Source organism: Amycolatopsis vastitatis, from assembly GCF_002234595.1.
Classification (GTDB): domain Bacteria; phylum Actinomycetota; class Actinomycetes; order Mycobacteriales; family Pseudonocardiaceae; genus Amycolatopsis; species Amycolatopsis vastitatis.
The window spans coordinates 40239-56283 of sequence record NZ_NMUL01000083.1; the positions used below are offsets into that span (position 1 = coordinate 40239).

A 16045-nucleotide genomic window follows, 5' to 3' on the forward strand; every position below is an offset into this window, starting at 1 on the left:
CGCACCAGCGCCGTCAGCCCGGGTGGCCGCCGATGCGGGTGGTCAGCTCGGCGGCCGTCGCCGCGACCTCCGCCGCCAGCTCCGGCCACGTTTCTTCGCACGGCTCCGCCGCGCAGTGGTGGCGCAAGGTCACGCTGATCGCCGCCAGCGGGCGGGCGCCGTGGTCGAACACCGGGCAGGCCACCGACGCGAAGCCGTCCGTGACGTGGCCGTCTTCGACCGACCAGCCGAGACGGCGCTCCGCGGTGAGCGTGCGGCGCAGCTCGGCCAGCGTGCGCGGGCCACGGCCGGTGCGGAGCACGAACGCCGACGCCGACGGGAACAGCGCCCGGACGTGCGGCGGTGGCAGGTGGCGCAGGATCGCGCGGCCGGACGCCGTCAGCTGCGCCGGCAGGCGGACGCCGACCTCGGTCACCAGCGTCTCCGGCCGCGCCGGGCGTTCCTTGATCAGGTACAGCGACTCGTTGCCGTGCAGGACGCCCAGGTGCGCGGTGTGCCCGGCCCGGTCGACGAGCTTGCGCAGCAACGGGCCGGCCAGCCGTTCGAGCGGGTCGTGCCGCAGGTACGCCGAGCCCAGCTCGAACGCCGCGATGCCCAGGCCGTAGCGGCGTTCCGCGGGCAGGTGCACGACGAAACCGGCGGCCTCCAGCTCGCTGAGCAGGTGATACGTGGTCGAGCGGGGGAGAGCCGCCTCCCGGGCGATCGCCGCCGCCGTCACCGGGCCGGGCCGGGTCGCCAGCAGGCTCAGCACGGCCAGCCCGCGGCGCAGCGCCGGAACTTCACTGCTCTCGCCCACAGCTCGAGTCTACGTCTGGGATCCCAGACAAAACCACTCGTTCAGGCATCCCACCAGCGGGAAGGACGATGTCCAATGGGCCCATGCCGGAAAAAGTGCTCCTGGGCCCGGAGCCCCTGACCGCCGCCCAGGTCGTCGACGTCGTCCGCGGGCACGCACCCGTCGGGCTCGGCGACGCGGCCGAGAAGAACCTCGCCGCGACGCGTCAGCACATCGAGAACCTCGCCCATGCCGTCACGCCCACCTACGGCGTCTCGACCGGCTTCGGCGCGCTCGCCACCCGTCACATCCCGGTCGAGAGCCGGACCGCACTGCAGCGCAGCCTGATCCGGTCGCACGCCGCCGGCGCCGGGCCCGCCGTCGAGGCCGAGGTCGTCCGCGCGCTGATGCTGCTGCGGCTGCGGACCCTCGCCAGCGGCTACACCGGCGTCCGGCCGGGCACCGCGCAAACGCTTGCGGCCCTGCTCAACGCCGACATCACCCCGATCGTCCACGAGTACGGCTCGCTCGGCTGCTCCGGCGACCTGGCACCACTGGCCGCCGTCGCGCTCGCGCTCATGGGCGAAGGCGAAGTGCTCCACGCCGGCGAAGTGAAGCCCGCCGCCGAGGCTTTGAAGTACGCCGGGATCGAGCCGGTCGTCCTCGCCGAAAAGGAGGGCCTCGCCCTCACGAACGGCACCGACGGCATGCTCGGCATGCTCCTGCTCGCCGCCGCCGACCTGCACCGGCTCTTCGACATCGCGGACCTCACCGCCGCGATGAGCGTCGAAGCCCTGCTCGGCACCGACCGCGCCTTCGCCGCCGACCTCCAGGCCCTGCGCCCGCACCCCGGGCAGGCGAAGTCCGCCGCCCGGATGTGGCAGGCGCTGCAGGGCTCGAAGATCGTCGAGAGCCACCGCGGCCCGGACTGCAACCGCGTCCAGGACGCCTACTCGCTGCGGTGCGCCCCGCAGGTCCACGGCGCGGCGCGTGACAGCCTCGCGCACGCCGAACTCGTCGGCGAGCGGGAGCTGATGTCCGCTGTGGACAATCCCGTCGTCCTCGCCGACGGCCGTGTCGAGTCCAACGGCAACTTCCACGGTGCGCCCGTCGCGTACGTGCTGGACTTCCTGGCCATCCCGATCGCCGACGTCGCCAGCATCGCCGAGCGCCGCACCGACCGGATGCTCGACAAGGCGCGCTCGCACGGCCTGCCGCCGTTCCTCGCGCACGACCCCGGTGTCGACTCCGGCCACATGATCGCCCAGTACACGCAGGCCGCGATCGTCAGCGAGCTCAAGCGGCTCGCCGTGCCCGCGTCCGTCGACTCGATCCCGAGCAGCGCCATGCAGGAGGACCACGTCTCGATGGGCTGGTCGGCCGCGCGGAAGCTGCGCAAGGCCGTCGACGGCCTGACCACCGTCCTCGCCATCGAGCTGCTGACGGCGGCCCGCGCGCTGGACTTCCGCGCGCCGCTCGAACCGTCGCCGGTCACCGGCGCGGTGCGTGACCTGCTCCGCACGAAGGTCGCCGGCCCCGGCCCCGACCGCCACCTGGCGCCCGAGATCGCGGCCGCCGAAGAACTCGTCCGCTCCGGCGCCGTCCTCGACGCCGCCCGTCTGGAGGTCTGATGTCCCGCGTCGTCCGTGCCGCCCGCGGCACCCAGCTCACCGCCAAGTCGTGGCAGACCGAAGCCGCGCTGCGGATGTTCCACAACAACCTCGACCCCGATGTCGCCGAGCGGCCCGAGGACCTCGTCGTCTACGGCGGCACCGGCAAGGCCGCCCGCAACTGGGCCAGCTTCGACGCCATCACGCGTGAACTGACCACTTTGGACGTCGACGAGACGCTGCTGGTCCAGTCCGGCAAGCCGGTCGGTGTGTTCCGCACGCACGAGTGGGCGCCGCGCGTGCTCATCGCGAACTCGAACCTGGTCGGCGACTGGGCGACCTGGCCGGAGTTCCGCCGCCTCGAGCAGCAGGGCCTGACCATGTACGGGCAGATGACCGCGGGCTCGTGGATCTACATCGGCACGCAGGGCATCCTCCAGGGCACCTACGAGACGTTCGCCGCCGTGGCGAAGAAGAAGTTCGGCGGAACACTTCGCGGGACCTTGACCGTGACCGCCGGTCTCGGCGGCATGGGCGGCGCGCAGCCGCTCGCCGTGACCATGAACGACGGCGTCGCGCTGGTCATCGAGTGCGACCCGCAGCGCGCGCACCGCCGCGTCGAGACGCGCTACCTCGACGAGGTCGCCGACGACCTCGACGACGCCATCGCCCGCGCCACCAAGGCGAAGCAGGAGAAGCGCCCGCTGTCGGTCGGCGTCGTCGGCAACGCCGCCGAGGTGCTGCCGGAGCTGCTGCGCCGTGGCGTCGAGGTCGACATCGTCACCGACCAGACGTCGGCGCACGACCCGCTTTCCTACCTGCCCAAGGGCGTCAGCGTCGAGGACTGGCACGACTACGCGGCCAAGAAGCCCGACGAGTTCACCGACCGCTCGCGCGAGTCGATGGCCGACCACGTCGACGCCATGCTGGGCTTCCTGGACAACGGGGCCGAGGTCTTCGACTACGGCAACTCCCTGCGCGGCGAGGCCAAGCTCGGCGGCTGCGAGCGCGCGTTCGACTTCCCCGGCTTCGTGCCCGCCTACATCCGGCCGCTGTTCTGCGAAGGCAACGGCCCGTTCCGCTGGGCGGCGCTCTCGGGCGACCCGGAGGACATCGCGGCCACCGACCGCGCGATGCTGGAACTGTTCCCGGAGAACGAATCCCTCGCTCGCTGGATCAAGCTGGCCGGCGAGCGCGTGGCGTTCCAGGGGCTGCCCGCCCGGATCTGCTGGCTCGGCTACGGCGAACGTCACCTGGCCGGCCTGCGGTTCAACGAGATGGTGGCCAGTGGCGAGCTGAAGGCACCGGTCGTCATCGGCCGCGACCACCTCGACTCCGGCAGCGTCGCCTCGCCGTACCGGGAGACCGAGGGCATGGCCGACGGCTCCGACGCGATCGCCGACTGGCCGCTGCTCAACGCGCTGGTCAACACGTCGTCGGGGGCCAGCTGGGTGTCGATTCACCACGGCGGCGGCGTCGGCATGGGCCGGTCCATCCACGCGGGTCAGGTGTCCGTCGCCGACGGGACGCCGCTGGCCGCGCAGAAGCTGGAGCGGGTGCTCACCAACGACCCGGGCATGGGCGTCATCCGGCACGTCGACGCCGGCTACGACCGCGCGGCCGAAGTCGCCGGCGAGCGGGGCGTGCGAGTGCCGATGCGGGACGCCGAGTGAGCGCCTCCCGGCTGCTGGGGGAGATCGCCGACGTCGGGCGCGACCCGAAGCGCGGCGGCTACTCGCGGCACGCCTTCGACGCGCCCGAGCAGGACCTGCGCGCGTGGTTCGGCGAGCGCGCGCTGGGTCTCGGGCTCGATGTCGACACCGACCACAACGGCAACATCTGGGCCTGGTGGGGTCCGCCGGGGCCGGACGCGGTCGTCACCGGCAGCCACCTCGACTCGGTGCCCGGCGGCGGCGCCTTCGACGGCCCGCTCGGCGTCGTCAGTGCCCTTTCCGCGGTGGAGTCGTTGCAGGAGAACGGGTTCCGGCCCGGGAAGCCGTTCGCCGTCGTCGTGTTCGCCGAGGAGGAAGGCGGCCGGTTCGGCGTCCCTTGCCTCGGCTCGCGGCTGCTCACCGGCACGATCGACGCCGACAAGGCGCGGGCGCTGCGTGACGCCGACGGCGTGACGTTCGCCGAAGCGGCCGCGAAGGCCGGCTTCGATCCGGCCCGGATCGGCGCCGATCCCGAGCGGCTCGGGCTGATCGGGAAGTTTCTCGAACTGCACGTCGAGCAGGGACGCGGGTTGATCGATCTCGGTTCGCCGGTGGCCGTCGGCAGCACGGTGATCGCCCACGGACGGTGGCGGTTCTCCTTCACCGGCCAGGGAAACCACGCCGGGGCGACGCTGCTGGCCGACCGGGCCGACCCGATGCTGCCCGCCGCCGCGACGGTCACCGCCGTCCGGCGGCTGGCCCACGCGGTGCCCGACGCGCGAGCGACCGTCGGCCGCCTGGTGCCGACGCCCGGTGGTACCAACGTCATCGCGTCCACTGTGGACCTCTGGCTCGACGCGCGGGTGCCCGGAACCGCGACCCCGGCGCTCGTCGAGGACATCCGGCAGGCCGCGGAGGCCGCCGCCGCGGACGAGGGCTGCCGGGTGACCGTGACGCGAGAGTCCTATTCGGACGATGTCGTCTTCGACGACGCCTTGCGTCACGACCTCGGCGGGTGGCTCGGCGCGCCGCCGGAGCTGCCGACCGGCGCCGGGCACGACGCGGCCATCCTCGCCGGATTCGTCCCGGCCGGGATGCTCTACGTGCGCAACCCGACCGGGATCAGCCACTCGCCGGAGGAGTTCGCCGAAGCCGGCGACGTCGAAGCCGGTGCGGCGGCGCTGGCTACGGTCCTGGAGCGGCTGGCGCGATGACCTTCGGCCCGCGGGGGCGCCCCCCATTTCCAGCCTATCGCTCGGCACCGACAGTTTTCTGGTGCGAACAGGCCTGGCTGCCGGACGGGATCGCGTCCGGGGTGCGGATCGACGTCGCCGACGGCCGGATCACCGCGGTGACGGCGGGCGCGCCCCGCGGCGGCGTGGTGCTCGACGGACTGACGCTGCCGGGTTTCGCGAACGGGCACTCGCACGCCTTCCACCGGGCTTTGCGGGGCCGGACGCACCACGAGCGCGGCACGTTCTGGACGTGGCGCGAGCGGATGTACGCGCTGGCGTCCCGGCTCGATCCGGACGCGTACTACCGGCTGGCCCGCGGGGTCTACGCCGAGATGGTGCTCGGCGGGTACACGAGCGTCGGGGAGTTCCACTACCTGCACCACGCGCCCGGCGGAAAGCCGTACGCCGACCCGAACGCGATGGGGGAGGCGCTGCGGCAGGCGGCGGCCGACGCCGGGATCCGGCTGACGCTGCTCGACACGTGTTACCTGGCGGGTGGGATCGGCGTCGAGCCCGACGAGGTCCAGCGGCGATTCTCGGACGGGTCGGCTTCGGCGTGGGCGGAACGAGTGGCCGCGCTGAACGAAGGCGAGCTGTTCCGGGTCGGCGCCGCGATCCATTCGGTGCGCGCCGTTCCGGCCGCCGAACTGTCGCTTGTGGACAGCAAGCGGGTCCTCCACGTTCACCTGTCGGAGCAGCGGGCCGAGAACGAGCAGTGCCGGGCCGCTTACGGCCGCACGCCCACCGAGCTGCTGGACGACCGCGGGGTGCTGACCGAGCGCCTGGTCGCCGTGCACGCCACGCACCTGACGATGTCGGACATCGAGCGGCTGAGCGGGGCGCGGGCGTGCTTCTGCCCGACCACCGAACGCGACCTCGGCGACGGCATCGGCCCGGCCCGCGCCCTGCGGGACGCCGGGGTGCGGCTGAGCATCGGCAGCGACAGCAACGCCGTCGTCGACGCGTTCGAAGAGACCCGTGCGCTGGAACTGGACGACCGGCTGGCCAGCGAGGAACGCGGCCGGTTCAGCGCCGGGGAACTCCTGGAGGCGGGCACCGACCACGCGGCGATCGGGTGGGACGAGGTCGGCGCGCTCGCCGAAGGGGCGGGCGCGGACCTCGTCACCGTGGCCCTGGATTCGGTGCGGACGGCCGGGATCGAGCCGTCCGGCGTCCTGTTCGCGGCATCCGCGGCCGACGTCCGGCACGTCGTCGTCGCGGGCCGCGAGGTCGTGCGCGACGGCGCCCACCAGCTCATCGAACGTCCGGAAACCGTTCTGGCGAAGGAGATCGAGACACTGTGGCAGTCCTGATCACGGGCATCGGCGAACTCACGACGAACGACCCCGGACTCGGCCGGCTGACCGGCGCCGCCCTGGTCGTCGAAGGCGAAAAGGTCGCTTGGGTGGGCCCGGCGGACCAGGCGCCGGCCGCCGACGAGCGCGTCGACGTCGACGGCCGCGCGGTGCTGCCCGGCTGGGTCGACAGCCACACGCACCTCGTCTTCGCCGGTGACCGCACCGCCGAGTTCGAAGCGCGGATGGCCGGAAAGCCTTACACGGCAGGTGGTATCGCGATCACCGTCGACGCGACGCGGGAGGCGTCCGACGAGCAGTTGGCGGCGAACCTGCGCCGCCATGTCGGCGAAGCGGCGCGACAGGGGACGACCTGCCTGGAGACGAAGACGGGCTACGGGCTGACCGTCGCGGACGAGGCGCGGTCGGCCCGGATCGCCGGGGAGGTGGCCGACGAGGTCACGTTCCTCGGTGCCCACCTGGTGCCGCCGGGCGCGGACGCGGAGTCCTATGTAGATTTGGTGTGCGGTGAAATGCTTGACGCCGTCGTGGGAAGCGTCCGCTGGGCGGACGTGTTCTGCGAGACCGGCGCGTTCGACGAGGCGCAGTCGGCGCGTGTCCTGAAGGCCGCCGCCGAGCGCGGGCTCGGCCTGCGCGTGCACGGAAACCAGCTCGGCGAAGGACCCGGCGTGCGGCTGGCGGTGGAACTCGGCGCGGCGAGCGTCGACCACTGCACGTACCTTTCGGACGCGGACGTCGAAGCGCTGGCGGCTTCCGGCACGGTCGCGACGCTGCTGCCCGCGTGCGACCTGTCGACCCGCCAGCCGCCGGCCCCGGCGCGGCGGCTGCTCGACGCGGGCGCGACCGTCGCGCTGGCCAGCAACGCCAACCCGGGCAGCTCGTACACGACGTCGATGGCGTTCTGCGTCGCGACGGCGGTGCTGCAGATGCGGATGACGATCGAGGAGGCCGTCTGGGCCGCGACGGCGGGCGGGGCGAAGGCGTTGCGCCGCGACGACGTCGGCGTGCTGCGGCCCGGCGCGCGGGCGGACATCCACGTGCTCGACGCGCCTTCGGTGACGCACCTGGCGTACCGGCCCGGGGTCCCGCTGACGAACATGGTGTGGCGCGCAGGTGAGCGTGTGCGCTAACTTGGGTCGCAGAGGACGCGCGAAGACACAGTCCGGTATGGGTTAGTCCGGGCAGCTTACGCAGGCTTACCTGTGCGTCCCTTCCTCATCCGTGACGAAGGGACAGCTGTGTCTGTGATCATTGTGGGTGCCGGTCTGGGTGGCTTGAGTCTCGCGCACGGCCTGCGCCGTGCCGGAATCCCGTGCCAGGTATACGAACGCGACGAGTCGCCGGGCGCGCGGAAGCAGGGCTACCGGCTGCACATCAGCGGCGACGGCGACTCGGCGTTGCGTGCGGTGCTGCGCCCGGAGCTGCACGAACTCTTCCGCGCCACCGCCGGCCGCGCGTTGCCGCACACGAACGTCTACGACGACCAGCTGCGGCTGGTCACACGCCTGGAAGACGAGGGAACACATCTCAACACCAACCGCTTCACCGTGCGGCAGATCCTGCTGCACGGTCAGGAAGTGGCCTACGGAAAGCGTTTCACGCACTACGAAACCGACGCGGACGGCGTGACCGCGCACTTCGCCGACGGGACGTCCGCGCGGGGCGACCTGCTCGTCGGGGCCGACGGCATCAACTCGCGCGTGCGACGGCAGTACCTCCCGCACGCCGAGGTCGTCGGCGCCGGGCTGGTGCAGCTCTACGGCCGGATCCCGCTGACACCCGAGACGCGCGCGCTGTTCGAGCCGGAGATGTTCGCGGTGTTCTCCATGATGGTCGGCCCGGACCGGACGATCGCCGGGTTCGCGCCGGTCGACTACCCCGAACCTGTCGCCGACGCGTGCGCGCGGCTGGTGCCGGACCTGCGGTTGCGTGACGACCAGCCGTACATGACCTGCTCGGTAGGGGCGCGCTGGGAGGTCGCCGGTCACACCGAAGCCGAGCTCGCGGCGATGACGCCGGAAGACCTGCGGAAGGTGGCGCTCCGCCTGGTCGACGGCTGGCATCCCCTGGCTCGCGCGATGGTCGAGCACTGGGACGTCGAGGCGACGTTCCCGCAGCCCATCCGCACGAGCGTGCCGATCGAGCTGTGGGAGCCGTCGCGCGTGACGCTCGTCGGCGACGCCGTCCACGCGATGAGCCCGGCCGGCGGCGCGGGCGCCAACACCGCGTTGCGTGACGGCGCGACGTTGGCCTCCGCGCTGGCCGGGGCGCCGCTGCTCGACGCCGTGGCCGCCTACGAAACCGCGATGGTGGACTACGGTTTCGCCGAGGTGCGGGAGTCCGCGGACAACGGGCGGCGGTTCATGGGCCAGGATCCGCTGCCGGTCGCGGCGGCCGGCTGACCGGTGCGCGGGGTGCGGGCCGCGGCGACGATCCCGGCCAATGCGACCAAGCCGCAGAGCCAGGCGAACCAGTCGCCGAAGCGGGCGTACGGGGTCTTTCCCGTGCCGGTCGGGACGTCGGCGACGACCACCGAGAACGGGCTGCCGCCGGTGTGGGTCTCGGCCAGGACGCGGCCGTGGGCGTCGGCCAGCATCGGCGTGCCGCGGGCCGCACTCCACGCCACCGAGAAGCCGTTCTCGACGCCGCGGATCAGCGCCGTGCGGCTGTGCTGCCAGCCGTCCACGTCCTCGTCGGAGGCCGGGACGAGGACCAGCCCGGTGCCGGCTTCGCCGTAGCCACGGCTGGGGTTCGCGAAGTTGACGTCCATGCACACCATGAGCCCGATGCCGGCCAGGTGGGCGAGTTCGGTGCCGGAGGTGAGGTTCTTCGCGTCCCCGTTGTGCCACTTGCGGTACTCGACCGGTTCCCCGGCGGGCGGGACGGCGAGGGCGGCGTTGAACCGGCCGTCCGGCGTCGTGTCGAGGACGCCGGTGACGACGTCGAGGTGCTTGGCCCGGGCGACCCGGGTGAACGACTCGACGAGCTGCGGGCGGCTGGTCCGATCCACCGCGAAGGCGGCTTCGGGCAGCACGACCGCCTGGACGCCGTCCGGCAGCCGGCCGATTTCGTCCACATAGGACTGGATAAGGGCCTGTCCGTCCGGGGTCGCGACGTCGGCGGCCCACCGGCTCTGGCCGGGAGCGATCAGGGCGACCCGCGTCGACGGCCCGGCGAGCGGTGGAACGCTCCAGAAGACGAGCCCGGCCAGGACGCCGGCGACGGCGGCCAGTCCGGTCAGCCGGGCGAGGCCACGGACCCCCGGCGCGAGCGCGGCGGCGACGGCGGCCGGGACGAACAGCACCAGGAACTCCACGCCCCAGCCGCCGGTGACCGCGGCGATCCACAGCACGGACGGCCGGTCGGCCTGGGTCGTCATGAGGGTGCCCATGACTCCGGCCGGGTTGAGCAGCGAAACGACGTAGAGCGCGACGGTCCACAACGCGGGCGCGGCGACTGCGGCCAGCAATCCGTGGCCGCGCCGGACCAGCAGCCGGAACAGCACGGTGGCCAGGGCGAACAGCAGTGCGCTGCCGCCGAGGATCGCGACCGCCGCCGGACGCGGGATGGCGAGGGAATGCCAGAAGTAGCCCCAGCTTCCGCTGCTGCCCGCGAGGTACGCGGCGAATGCGCAGGCGAACGCGATCCCGCCGTGGACGCGGGGTGCGAGCAGCAAGATCGGCAACGGCGCCAGCCACGCGAGTTCGGGCAGCGGGTCCAAACCCGTGCCGAAGAAGAACAACACGGCGGATACCGCTGTCGCGGCTGCCGCCCACCCCGATTTGGCCATCGTGGCCCCCTTTCGCCCGTTCCGAGGGTTCCAGGCGCGACGGGTGAAGACACTGGGCTGAACCACCGGGTTTTGGTGGGGTTTTCCTCACCCCGGTTCATCGAGAGTTCAGAAAGGCGTCATACAGCAGGGATCGGACTGACCGAAGTTGATCAGTAGCGTGGCTAACCAACAGCTACGAAAGAGAGTGCCGACCATGGACTTCTCGCTGATCGTGCTGGTGGTGATCGTCGCCGCACTGGCCTTCGACTTCACCAACGGCTTCCACGACACCGCCAACGCGATGGCCACCTCGATCGCCACCGGAGCGCTCAAGCCGCGGGTCGCCGTCGCCGTGTCCGCCGTGCTGAACCTCGTCGGCGCGTTCCTCTCGGTCGAGGTCGCGAAGACGATCTCCGGCGGCATCGTCGACGACACCAAGGTGACACCGGTGATCATCTTCGCCGGGCTCGTCGGTGCCATCGTGTGGAACCTCGTGACCTGGCTGATCGGGTTGCCGTCGAGCTCGTCGCACGCGCTGTTCGGCGGTCTGATCGGCGCCACCTGGATCGCGTCGGGCTCGGACGCCGTCCACTTCGGGAAGGTCGTCGAGAAGGTGCTCATCCCGGCGCTCGCCTCGCCGGTCGTCGCCGGGATCGTCGCCACGCTGGGCACGTTCCTCGTCTACCGGATCACCGCCAGGGCGAAGCAGGACACGGTCGGCCGGACCTTCAAGGCCGGCCAGATCGCCTCGGCGTCGCTGGTGTCGCTCGCGCACGGCACGAACGACGCGCAGAAGACCATGGGCGTCATCACGCTGACGCTGATCGCGTCCGGCTCGCTCGCGCCGAACTCGGGGCCGCCGCTGTGGGTGATCCTGACCGCGGGCACCGCGATCGCGCTCGGCACCTACCTCGGTGGCTGGCGGATCATCCAGACCATGGGCAGGAAGCTCACGGAAATCCAGACGCCGCAGGGCTTCGCGGCCGAGACCAGCGCCGCGGCGGTCATCCTGACCTCGGCGCACCTCGGGTTCGCGCTGTCCACCACGCACGTCTGCTCGGGCGGCATCATCGGCTCCGGCCTGGGCCGCAAGCTCGCCGAGGTCCGGTGGGGCGTCGCGGGCAAGATGGTGCTCGCCTGGGCGCTGACGCTGCCCGCCGCCGCCATCGTCGGCGCGGTCGCCGCCGAGGTCTCGACACTCGGGACCTGGGGCACCGTGCTGGTGGGCCTGGCGGGGGTCGTCGTCGCGCTGGGCATCTACCTCGCCTCGAAGCGGAACCCGGTCAACGCCGATTCCGTGAACGCGTCCGAATCCGCCGTGCCGCAGCCGGCCAACGCCTGAGGAGCGCCGTGCACATCAATTGGGGTTCCCTCGGGATCGTCTTCGTCGTCGCGCTCGCTTCGGTGGTCGTGCTGACCAGCCTTTTCTCGTTCGGCGTGGTCGGGCTCTCCCAGCGCGAGTCGGCCCGCGAGGCCGGTGCGTCCGGCACGGGACAGCTGGCCGGCGCGGTCGTCTGCTTCGCCGCCTGCGCGGCGATCGTCGGCTACGGGATCTCCTTGATCGTCGCCTGAACGCGGTCCCGGAACCCTTCGGGCAGGCCGGAGAGCATCGGCTTCAGCGTCGTGCGGCGGGCTTCGCCCAGGTGGGCCAGCAGGTCGAGCGCCGGCGTCCAGAGGTCTTCGTCGGCGCTCGCGGCCGTGACCAGCCTGCCGAGCCGGTCCGCCGGGAGCAGGCCGACGACGTGGTCTACGCGGTGCTTGTCGTCGAGCACGAACGCGATCCGCAGCAGCGACGGGTCGTCGATCCGGGCGAGGGCTCGCTGCACGGTCGGGTCCGGCAGGTGCCCGACGAACCGGCCGAGCGTGATCCAGTCCTCCTTGCGGGCCAGCTCGGCCGCCACGGCGAGGACGGTGTCAAGGGGGATGCGGGTGATGATCGCGCTCGCACGCCGCGGGTCGAGCTCCGCGGCGACCTCCGCGAGGAACCGCGGGTGGAGCCGCTTGGCGACGTCGACACCGCGCGAAACGTCGACCAGCCCGGCGATCCGGGCGCACAGCAGCGGGCCGAACACCTTCTCGGCGATCTTGGCGAGCACCCCGACGGGCACGACCCGCGCGGCCAGCGCCATCCGCTGCAGCACGGCGGCGTTCGCGTCGAACAGCGTGTCGGTGACCTGTTCGCGGAACGCCTTGAGATCGTCGGCGTCGACGCGGGCGAGGTAGCCCAGCCGCTCCGGCTCGACGTCGAGGACGCGGGCCAGCTTCAGGATCTCCGCCTCGGCCGCATGGGTTTCCGTCACAAGCCGACCGCCTTCCGGACCGCGCCGCGCAGCAGCGCGGGAACGTACCGAAGCCCCTCCTCGCCCGCTTCGGCGAGCGCTTTCGCCTGCCGCCTGCGTGCGTCGCGCAGGGCGTCGGCGAGGTCCTGCCGCTCGTGCTCTTCGAGGGCCTCGATGCCTTCGGGGAGGTAGCCGCCCAACTGATCGGCGAGTGTGCGCTCGGCCATGGTGGATCATCATGCAACACGCGGGCCGCTACCGTGCGGATATGAGCATCGAGACGTCCACCGTCCGTGTCGGCGAACTCTCCGCTTACCTGGCTCGTCCTTCCGGCGAGCCGGTTTTCGGGATGCTGCTGCTGCCGATGATCACCGGGATCGGCGCGCAGGTCCGGACCTGGGCCGACGAACTCGCCGGGCGCGGGATCACCGCGCTGGCTTGGGACGTCTTCCACGGCGCCAGCACCGACAACACCGCCCGCGAAGACCTGGGCGCGAAGCTCGGCGATCTGCGCGACGAAGCCGCGCTCGCCGAGCAGACGGCGTTGCTCGACCACCTTCTCGGTGACCTCGGCTGTACGTCGGCGGGCGTCATGGGCTGGTGCCTCGGCGGCCGGTTCGCGCTCCTGCTCGCCGCACGTGACCAGCGGCTTTCCGGCGTCGTCGCCTACCACCCGACCGTCCGCGACCCGGCGCCGCCGAACCACGAACTGGACGCGGTCGATTTGTCGACAGAGATCACCGCGCCCGTGCTGGTCGCGTACCCGGAGGCCGACGCCGTCGTCTCGCACGAGACGTTCGGGCGCCTGCAGACGGCGTTGCAGTCGCGGCCGCGGGGTGCGACGTTCACCCAGCACTTCCCCGGCGCCGAGCACGGCTTCAGCGACTCGTCGCGGCACGGCACCGAGGTCAACGCCGACGCGTTCGCGCTGTCCTGGCCGCAGACCTTGGCGTTCCTGGACACGCTGAAAGGTTGACTTTCGGCAGTGGTCGCCCGCTTTCACGGCTTGTAGCTTCGAACCGTGCGAGAGGTGACGAAACGTAAGTGGCGGGTGGTGCTCGACGTCGCTCTCGGGCTGTTCCTCGCGTTCGTCGTCGCCACGGGCACGGTCGAGTCCGGGTCGTACTGGGAGCTGGCCGGCGGCCTCGCCGTCGTGACCGGGTCGGTGGCCACGGCCCGGCGATACCCCGTCGTCTCGCTCGGCATCGCCCTGGCCGGAGCGCTGGCCGTCCCGTTCCCGTACGGCAACCACGTGCCCGTCTGGGTGGTGTTCGTGCTGGTCGCGATGGCCTACCAGGCCGGGCTGCGGATGGACCGGGCTCGGCCGGGCGTGCTGATCGGCGTCGCCGTCACAGTCCTCGGCCTGCCGCTGGCCCTCTTCGCCGGACCTGACGGCCTCGGGGACTGGGCCGCGATGGTGGCGATCCTCGTGTTCGCCGGGCTGTCGCCGTGGCTGCTCGGCCGGTACGTCCGCGTGCGCGGCGAACTCGCCCGCACGGGCTGGCGCCGGGCCGAGGAGATGGAGAGCAGGCAGTGGCTGGTCGCCGAGCAGGCCCGGCTGCGCGAGCGGGCGCGGATCGCCAGCGACATGCACGACTCACTGGGGCACGAGCTGAGCCTGATCGCCGTCCGCGCCGCCGCGCTGGAGGTCGCGGGCGGCCTCGGCGACACCCAGCGCGACGCCGCCGCGCAGCTGCGGACCAGCGCCGCGGCGGCGACCGAGCGGCTGCGCGAGATCATCGGCGTGCTGCGCGAGGACGCCGCGCCGGTGGAACCGGTGCAGGGCGACCTCGGCGAGCTGATCGTGCGCGCGCGGGCCTCCGGGCTGCTCATCGAGTCCACAGTGGACACAGCAGAGGTGCCGCCGATGGTCGCCCGCGCCGCCTACCGGGTCGTCCAGGAAGGCCTGACGAACGTGGCGAAGCACGCGCCGGGCGCCGCCGTGACGGTCCGGGTGACCAGTACCGGCGCGCGGACCGACGTCAGCGTCGTCAACGCCGCTTGGGACAAGCCGCCAGCCGGGCCATTGCCCGGGGTCGCGTCCGGGCACGTCGGGCTGATCGGCCTGCGTGAGCGCGTCCGGCTCGCCGGCGGCACGCTGCGGGCCGGTCCGCACGAGGGCGGGTTCGCCGTCACCGCGACGCTGCCGCACGGCGCAGCGCCGGTCGCCGCTTCCGATGACGATGTCGAGCTGTCGACGTCGGCCCGGGCCCTCGAGCTGGCGCGGCGTGACGTGCGGCGCAGCCTGATCCAGGCGGTGGCCGTCCCGCTGGCGTTGTTCGGGGTGGTCCTGGCAGCGGGCGGGATCGTGTTCCTTTACGAGTGGAACTTCTCGGAGCTGCCCGGGGCGGTCTACGACGGGCTGCGGATCGGGCAGTCCCGGACCGAGGTGGCGCCGCGGCTGCCCGAGCGCCAGCGCATCGCCCGTCCGGTGCGGGGCGAGCCGCCGCTGCCGCCGGTGCCCGGCGTCGCGTGCGAGTACTACGGAACCGGACGGTCGTGGCTCGACAGCGACTATGCCGCGTACCGGCTGTGCTTCGCCGATGGCAAGCTGGTCGCCAAGGACAGGTTCGCCGAGGGGGCATCGTGATCAGGGTCGTGCTGGCCGACGACGAAGCGATGATGCGCGCGGGGGTGGCGGCGATCCTCGCCGCGGACTCCGGCATCGAGGTCGTCGCCGAGGCCGCCGACGGCCGTTCGGCCGTCCAGCAGGTCCTCGCCACGCACCCGGACGTCGTGCTGCTGGACATCCGGATGCCCGGGCTGGACGGCCTGGGCGCGGCGGCGGAGATCCGGCGGCTGCTGCCTGCCACCGGCGTGATCATGCTGACCACGTTCGGCGAGGACGACTACATCGAACGCGCGTTGGGCCTGGGTGCGGGCGGGTTCCTGCTCAAGTCGGGAGACCCGCGAGAGCTGCTGGCCGGCATCCACGCGGTCGCCGGCGGGGCCGCGTTCCTCTCGCCGAAGGTGGCGCAGCGGGTCATCGCCCGGCTGTCCGGCGGGCAGCTGGCCCGCGCCGCCGCGGCCCGCGAGCGGATCGCCGCGCTGACCCCGCGCGAGCGGGAGGTGCTGGCGCTGGTCGGCGCCGGACTGTCCAATGCGGACATCGCGGCGAAGATGTTCGTCGTGGAGGGCACGGTCAAGGCCCACGTGAGCACGATCCTGACCCGGCTCGGGGTGAAGAACCGCGTCCAGGCGGCGATCACGGCGTACGAGGCGGGACTGGCCGGGGGAGACGCGGCGGCCGTCACGCCGTGACCCCCGCCGGTTGTCCACAGCCCCGTCGAGATGTGGACAACCGGGCCGCGGCTGCGGCGATTTCCGGGTTGTGTCGGGCCGGGCCGATAGAATGGACGTGGGGCCGCCCCCCTGGGAGGGCGGTTTCTAGGGGTGGTTGCAACAC

The 16045-nt window shown here is 72.4% G+C and carries 15 protein-coding genes; 11 read left to right on the forward strand and 4 right to left on the reverse strand.

Features of this window, described 5'->3' with window-relative positions; all coding sequences use genetic code 11:
* Nucleotides 1-13 precede the first annotated feature (13 nt).
* Nucleotides 14-796, reverse strand: a complete 783-nt coding sequence (locus CF165_RS47765; RefSeq protein WP_093954235.1) for an IclR family transcriptional regulator — start codon at nucleotides 794-796, stop codon at nucleotides 14-16.
* Between the two features lie 83 nt (nucleotides 797-879).
* Between CF165_RS47765 and hutH the strand changes: the two genes are divergently transcribed.
* The 6 genes from hutH to CF165_RS47795 all read left to right on the forward strand — a co-directional run bounded on the left by hutH (nucleotide 880) and on the right by CF165_RS47795 (nucleotide 8990).
* The gene (gene hutH / locus CF165_RS47770; RefSeq protein WP_093954236.1) at nucleotides 880-2406 is read left to right on the forward strand and encodes a histidine ammonia-lyase; all 1527 of its coding nucleotides are present in this window, start codon (nucleotides 880-882) and stop codon (nucleotides 2404-2406) included.
* A complete protein-coding gene (gene hutU / locus CF165_RS47775; RefSeq protein ID WP_093954237.1) occupies nucleotides 2406-4058 on the forward strand; it encodes a urocanate hydratase in 1653 nt (550 codons plus the stop codon). The genes hutH and hutU overlap by 1 nt, the downstream gene beginning before the upstream one ends.
* Nucleotides 4055-5251, forward strand: a complete 1197-nt coding sequence (locus tag CF165_RS47780) for an allantoate amidohydrolase (protein WP_093954238.1) — start codon at nucleotides 4055-4057, stop codon at nucleotides 5249-5251. Before hutU ends, CF165_RS47780 begins: the two co-directional genes overlap by 4 nt.
* Nucleotides 5248-6585, forward strand: coding sequence for a formimidoylglutamate deiminase (locus CF165_RS47785; protein WP_093954239.1), 1338 nt, complete (start codon nucleotides 5248-5250; stop codon nucleotides 6583-6585). Before CF165_RS47780 ends, CF165_RS47785 begins: the two co-directional genes overlap by 4 nt.
* Nucleotides 6573-7718: an imidazolonepropionase gene (gene hutI, locus CF165_RS47790; protein ID WP_093954240.1), complete on the forward strand. Its 1146-nt coding sequence runs from the start codon at nucleotides 6573-6575 to the stop codon at nucleotides 7716-7718. Before CF165_RS47785 ends, hutI begins: the two co-directional genes overlap by 13 nt.
* Before the next feature lie 108 nt (nucleotides 7719-7826).
* Entirely contained in the window at nucleotides 7827-8990 is a 1164-nt protein-coding gene (locus CF165_RS47795) for an FAD-dependent oxidoreductase (protein WP_240522180.1), read from the forward strand.
* On the opposite strand, the gene CF165_RS47800 is transcribed toward CF165_RS47795, so the two are convergent.
* Nucleotides 8903-10378, reverse strand: a complete 1476-nt coding sequence (locus tag CF165_RS47800) for a nitrilase-related carbon-nitrogen hydrolase (RefSeq protein WP_143268892.1) — start codon at nucleotides 10376-10378, stop codon at nucleotides 8903-8905. The two genes, CF165_RS47795 and CF165_RS47800, sit on opposite strands and share 88 nt — an antisense overlap.
* A 196-nt stretch (nucleotides 10379-10574) precedes the next feature.
* On the opposite strand from CF165_RS47800, the gene CF165_RS47805 reads away from it, so the two are divergent.
* Together CF165_RS47805 and CF165_RS47810 are read left to right on the forward strand one after the other, a co-directional pair.
* Nucleotides 10575-11702: an inorganic phosphate transporter gene (locus CF165_RS47805; protein WP_093954242.1), complete on the forward strand. Its 1128-nt coding sequence runs from the start codon at nucleotides 10575-10577 to the stop codon at nucleotides 11700-11702.
* An 8-nt stretch (nucleotides 11703-11710) separates the two neighbouring features.
* On the forward strand, nucleotides 11711-11932 hold the full coding sequence (locus tag CF165_RS47810; RefSeq protein ID WP_093954243.1) for a hypothetical protein: 222 nt from the start codon (nucleotides 11711-11713) through the stop codon (nucleotides 11930-11932).
* Here the strand turns inward: CF165_RS47810 and CF165_RS47815 are convergent.
* Together CF165_RS47815 and CF165_RS47820 are read right to left on the reverse strand one after the other, a co-directional pair.
* A complete protein-coding gene (locus tag CF165_RS47815) occupies nucleotides 11905-12660 on the reverse strand; it encodes a hypothetical protein (RefSeq protein ID WP_093954244.1) in 756 nt (251 codons plus the stop codon). The genes CF165_RS47810 and CF165_RS47815 overlap by 28 nt on opposite strands.
* Nucleotides 12657-12866 carry a hypothetical protein gene (locus CF165_RS47820; RefSeq protein ID WP_003082038.1) on the reverse strand — a complete coding sequence of 70 codons (210 nt, stop codon included), beginning with the start codon at nucleotides 12864-12866 and terminating at the stop codon, nucleotides 12657-12659. Before CF165_RS47820 ends, CF165_RS47815 begins: the two co-directional genes overlap by 4 nt.
* A gap of 41 nt (nucleotides 12867-12907) precedes the next feature.
* Here CF165_RS47820 and CF165_RS47825 point away from each other — a divergent pair, with 41 nt between their 5' ends.
* From CF165_RS47825 to CF165_RS47835, 3 genes are read left to right on the forward strand one after another with little or no spacing between them, the layout of a single operon-like run.
* Entirely contained in the window at nucleotides 12908-13615 is a 708-nt protein-coding gene (locus tag CF165_RS47825) for a dienelactone hydrolase family protein (protein ID WP_093954245.1), read from the forward strand.
* A gap of 45 nt (nucleotides 13616-13660) precedes the next feature.
* The gene (locus CF165_RS47830) at nucleotides 13661-15229 is read left to right on the forward strand and encodes a sensor histidine kinase (RefSeq protein WP_093954246.1); all 1569 of its coding nucleotides are present in this window, start codon (nucleotides 13661-13663) and stop codon (nucleotides 15227-15229) included.
* Nucleotides 15226-15900 carry a response regulator transcription factor gene (locus CF165_RS47835; protein WP_093954247.1) on the forward strand — a complete coding sequence of 225 codons (675 nt, stop codon included), beginning with the start codon at nucleotides 15226-15228 and terminating at the stop codon, nucleotides 15898-15900. The genes CF165_RS47830 and CF165_RS47835 overlap by 4 nt, the downstream gene beginning before the upstream one ends.
* The last annotated feature ends 145 nt before the right edge of the window (nucleotides 15901-16045 follow it).

Coding starts and splice junctions, on each gene's coding strand:
- CF165_RS47825 (WP_093954245.1), top strand. CDS start 12,908: ATGAGCATCGAGACGTCCACCGTCCGTGTCGGCGAACTCTCCGCTTAC.
- hutH (WP_093954236.1), top strand. CDS start 880: ATGCCGGAAAAAGTGCTCCTGGGCCCGGAGCCCCTGACCGCCGCCCAG.
- CF165_RS47805 (WP_093954242.1), top strand. CDS start 10,575: ATGGACTTCTCGCTGATCGTGCTGGTGGTGATCGTCGCCGCACTGGCC.
- hutU (WP_093954237.1), top strand. CDS start 2,406: ATGTCCCGCGTCGTCCGTGCCGCCCGCGGCACCCAGCTCACCGCCAAG.
- CF165_RS47785 (WP_093954239.1), top strand. CDS start 5,248: ATGACCTTCGGCCCGCGGGGGCGCCCCCCATTTCCAGCCTATCGCTCG.
- CF165_RS47800 (WP_143268892.1), bottom strand. CDS start 10,378: ATGGCCAAATCGGGGTGGGCGGCAGCCGCGACAGCGGTATCCGCCGTG.
- CF165_RS47820 (WP_003082038.1), bottom strand. CDS start 12,866: ATGGCCGAGCGCACACTCGCCGATCAGTTGGGCGGCTACCTCCCCGAA.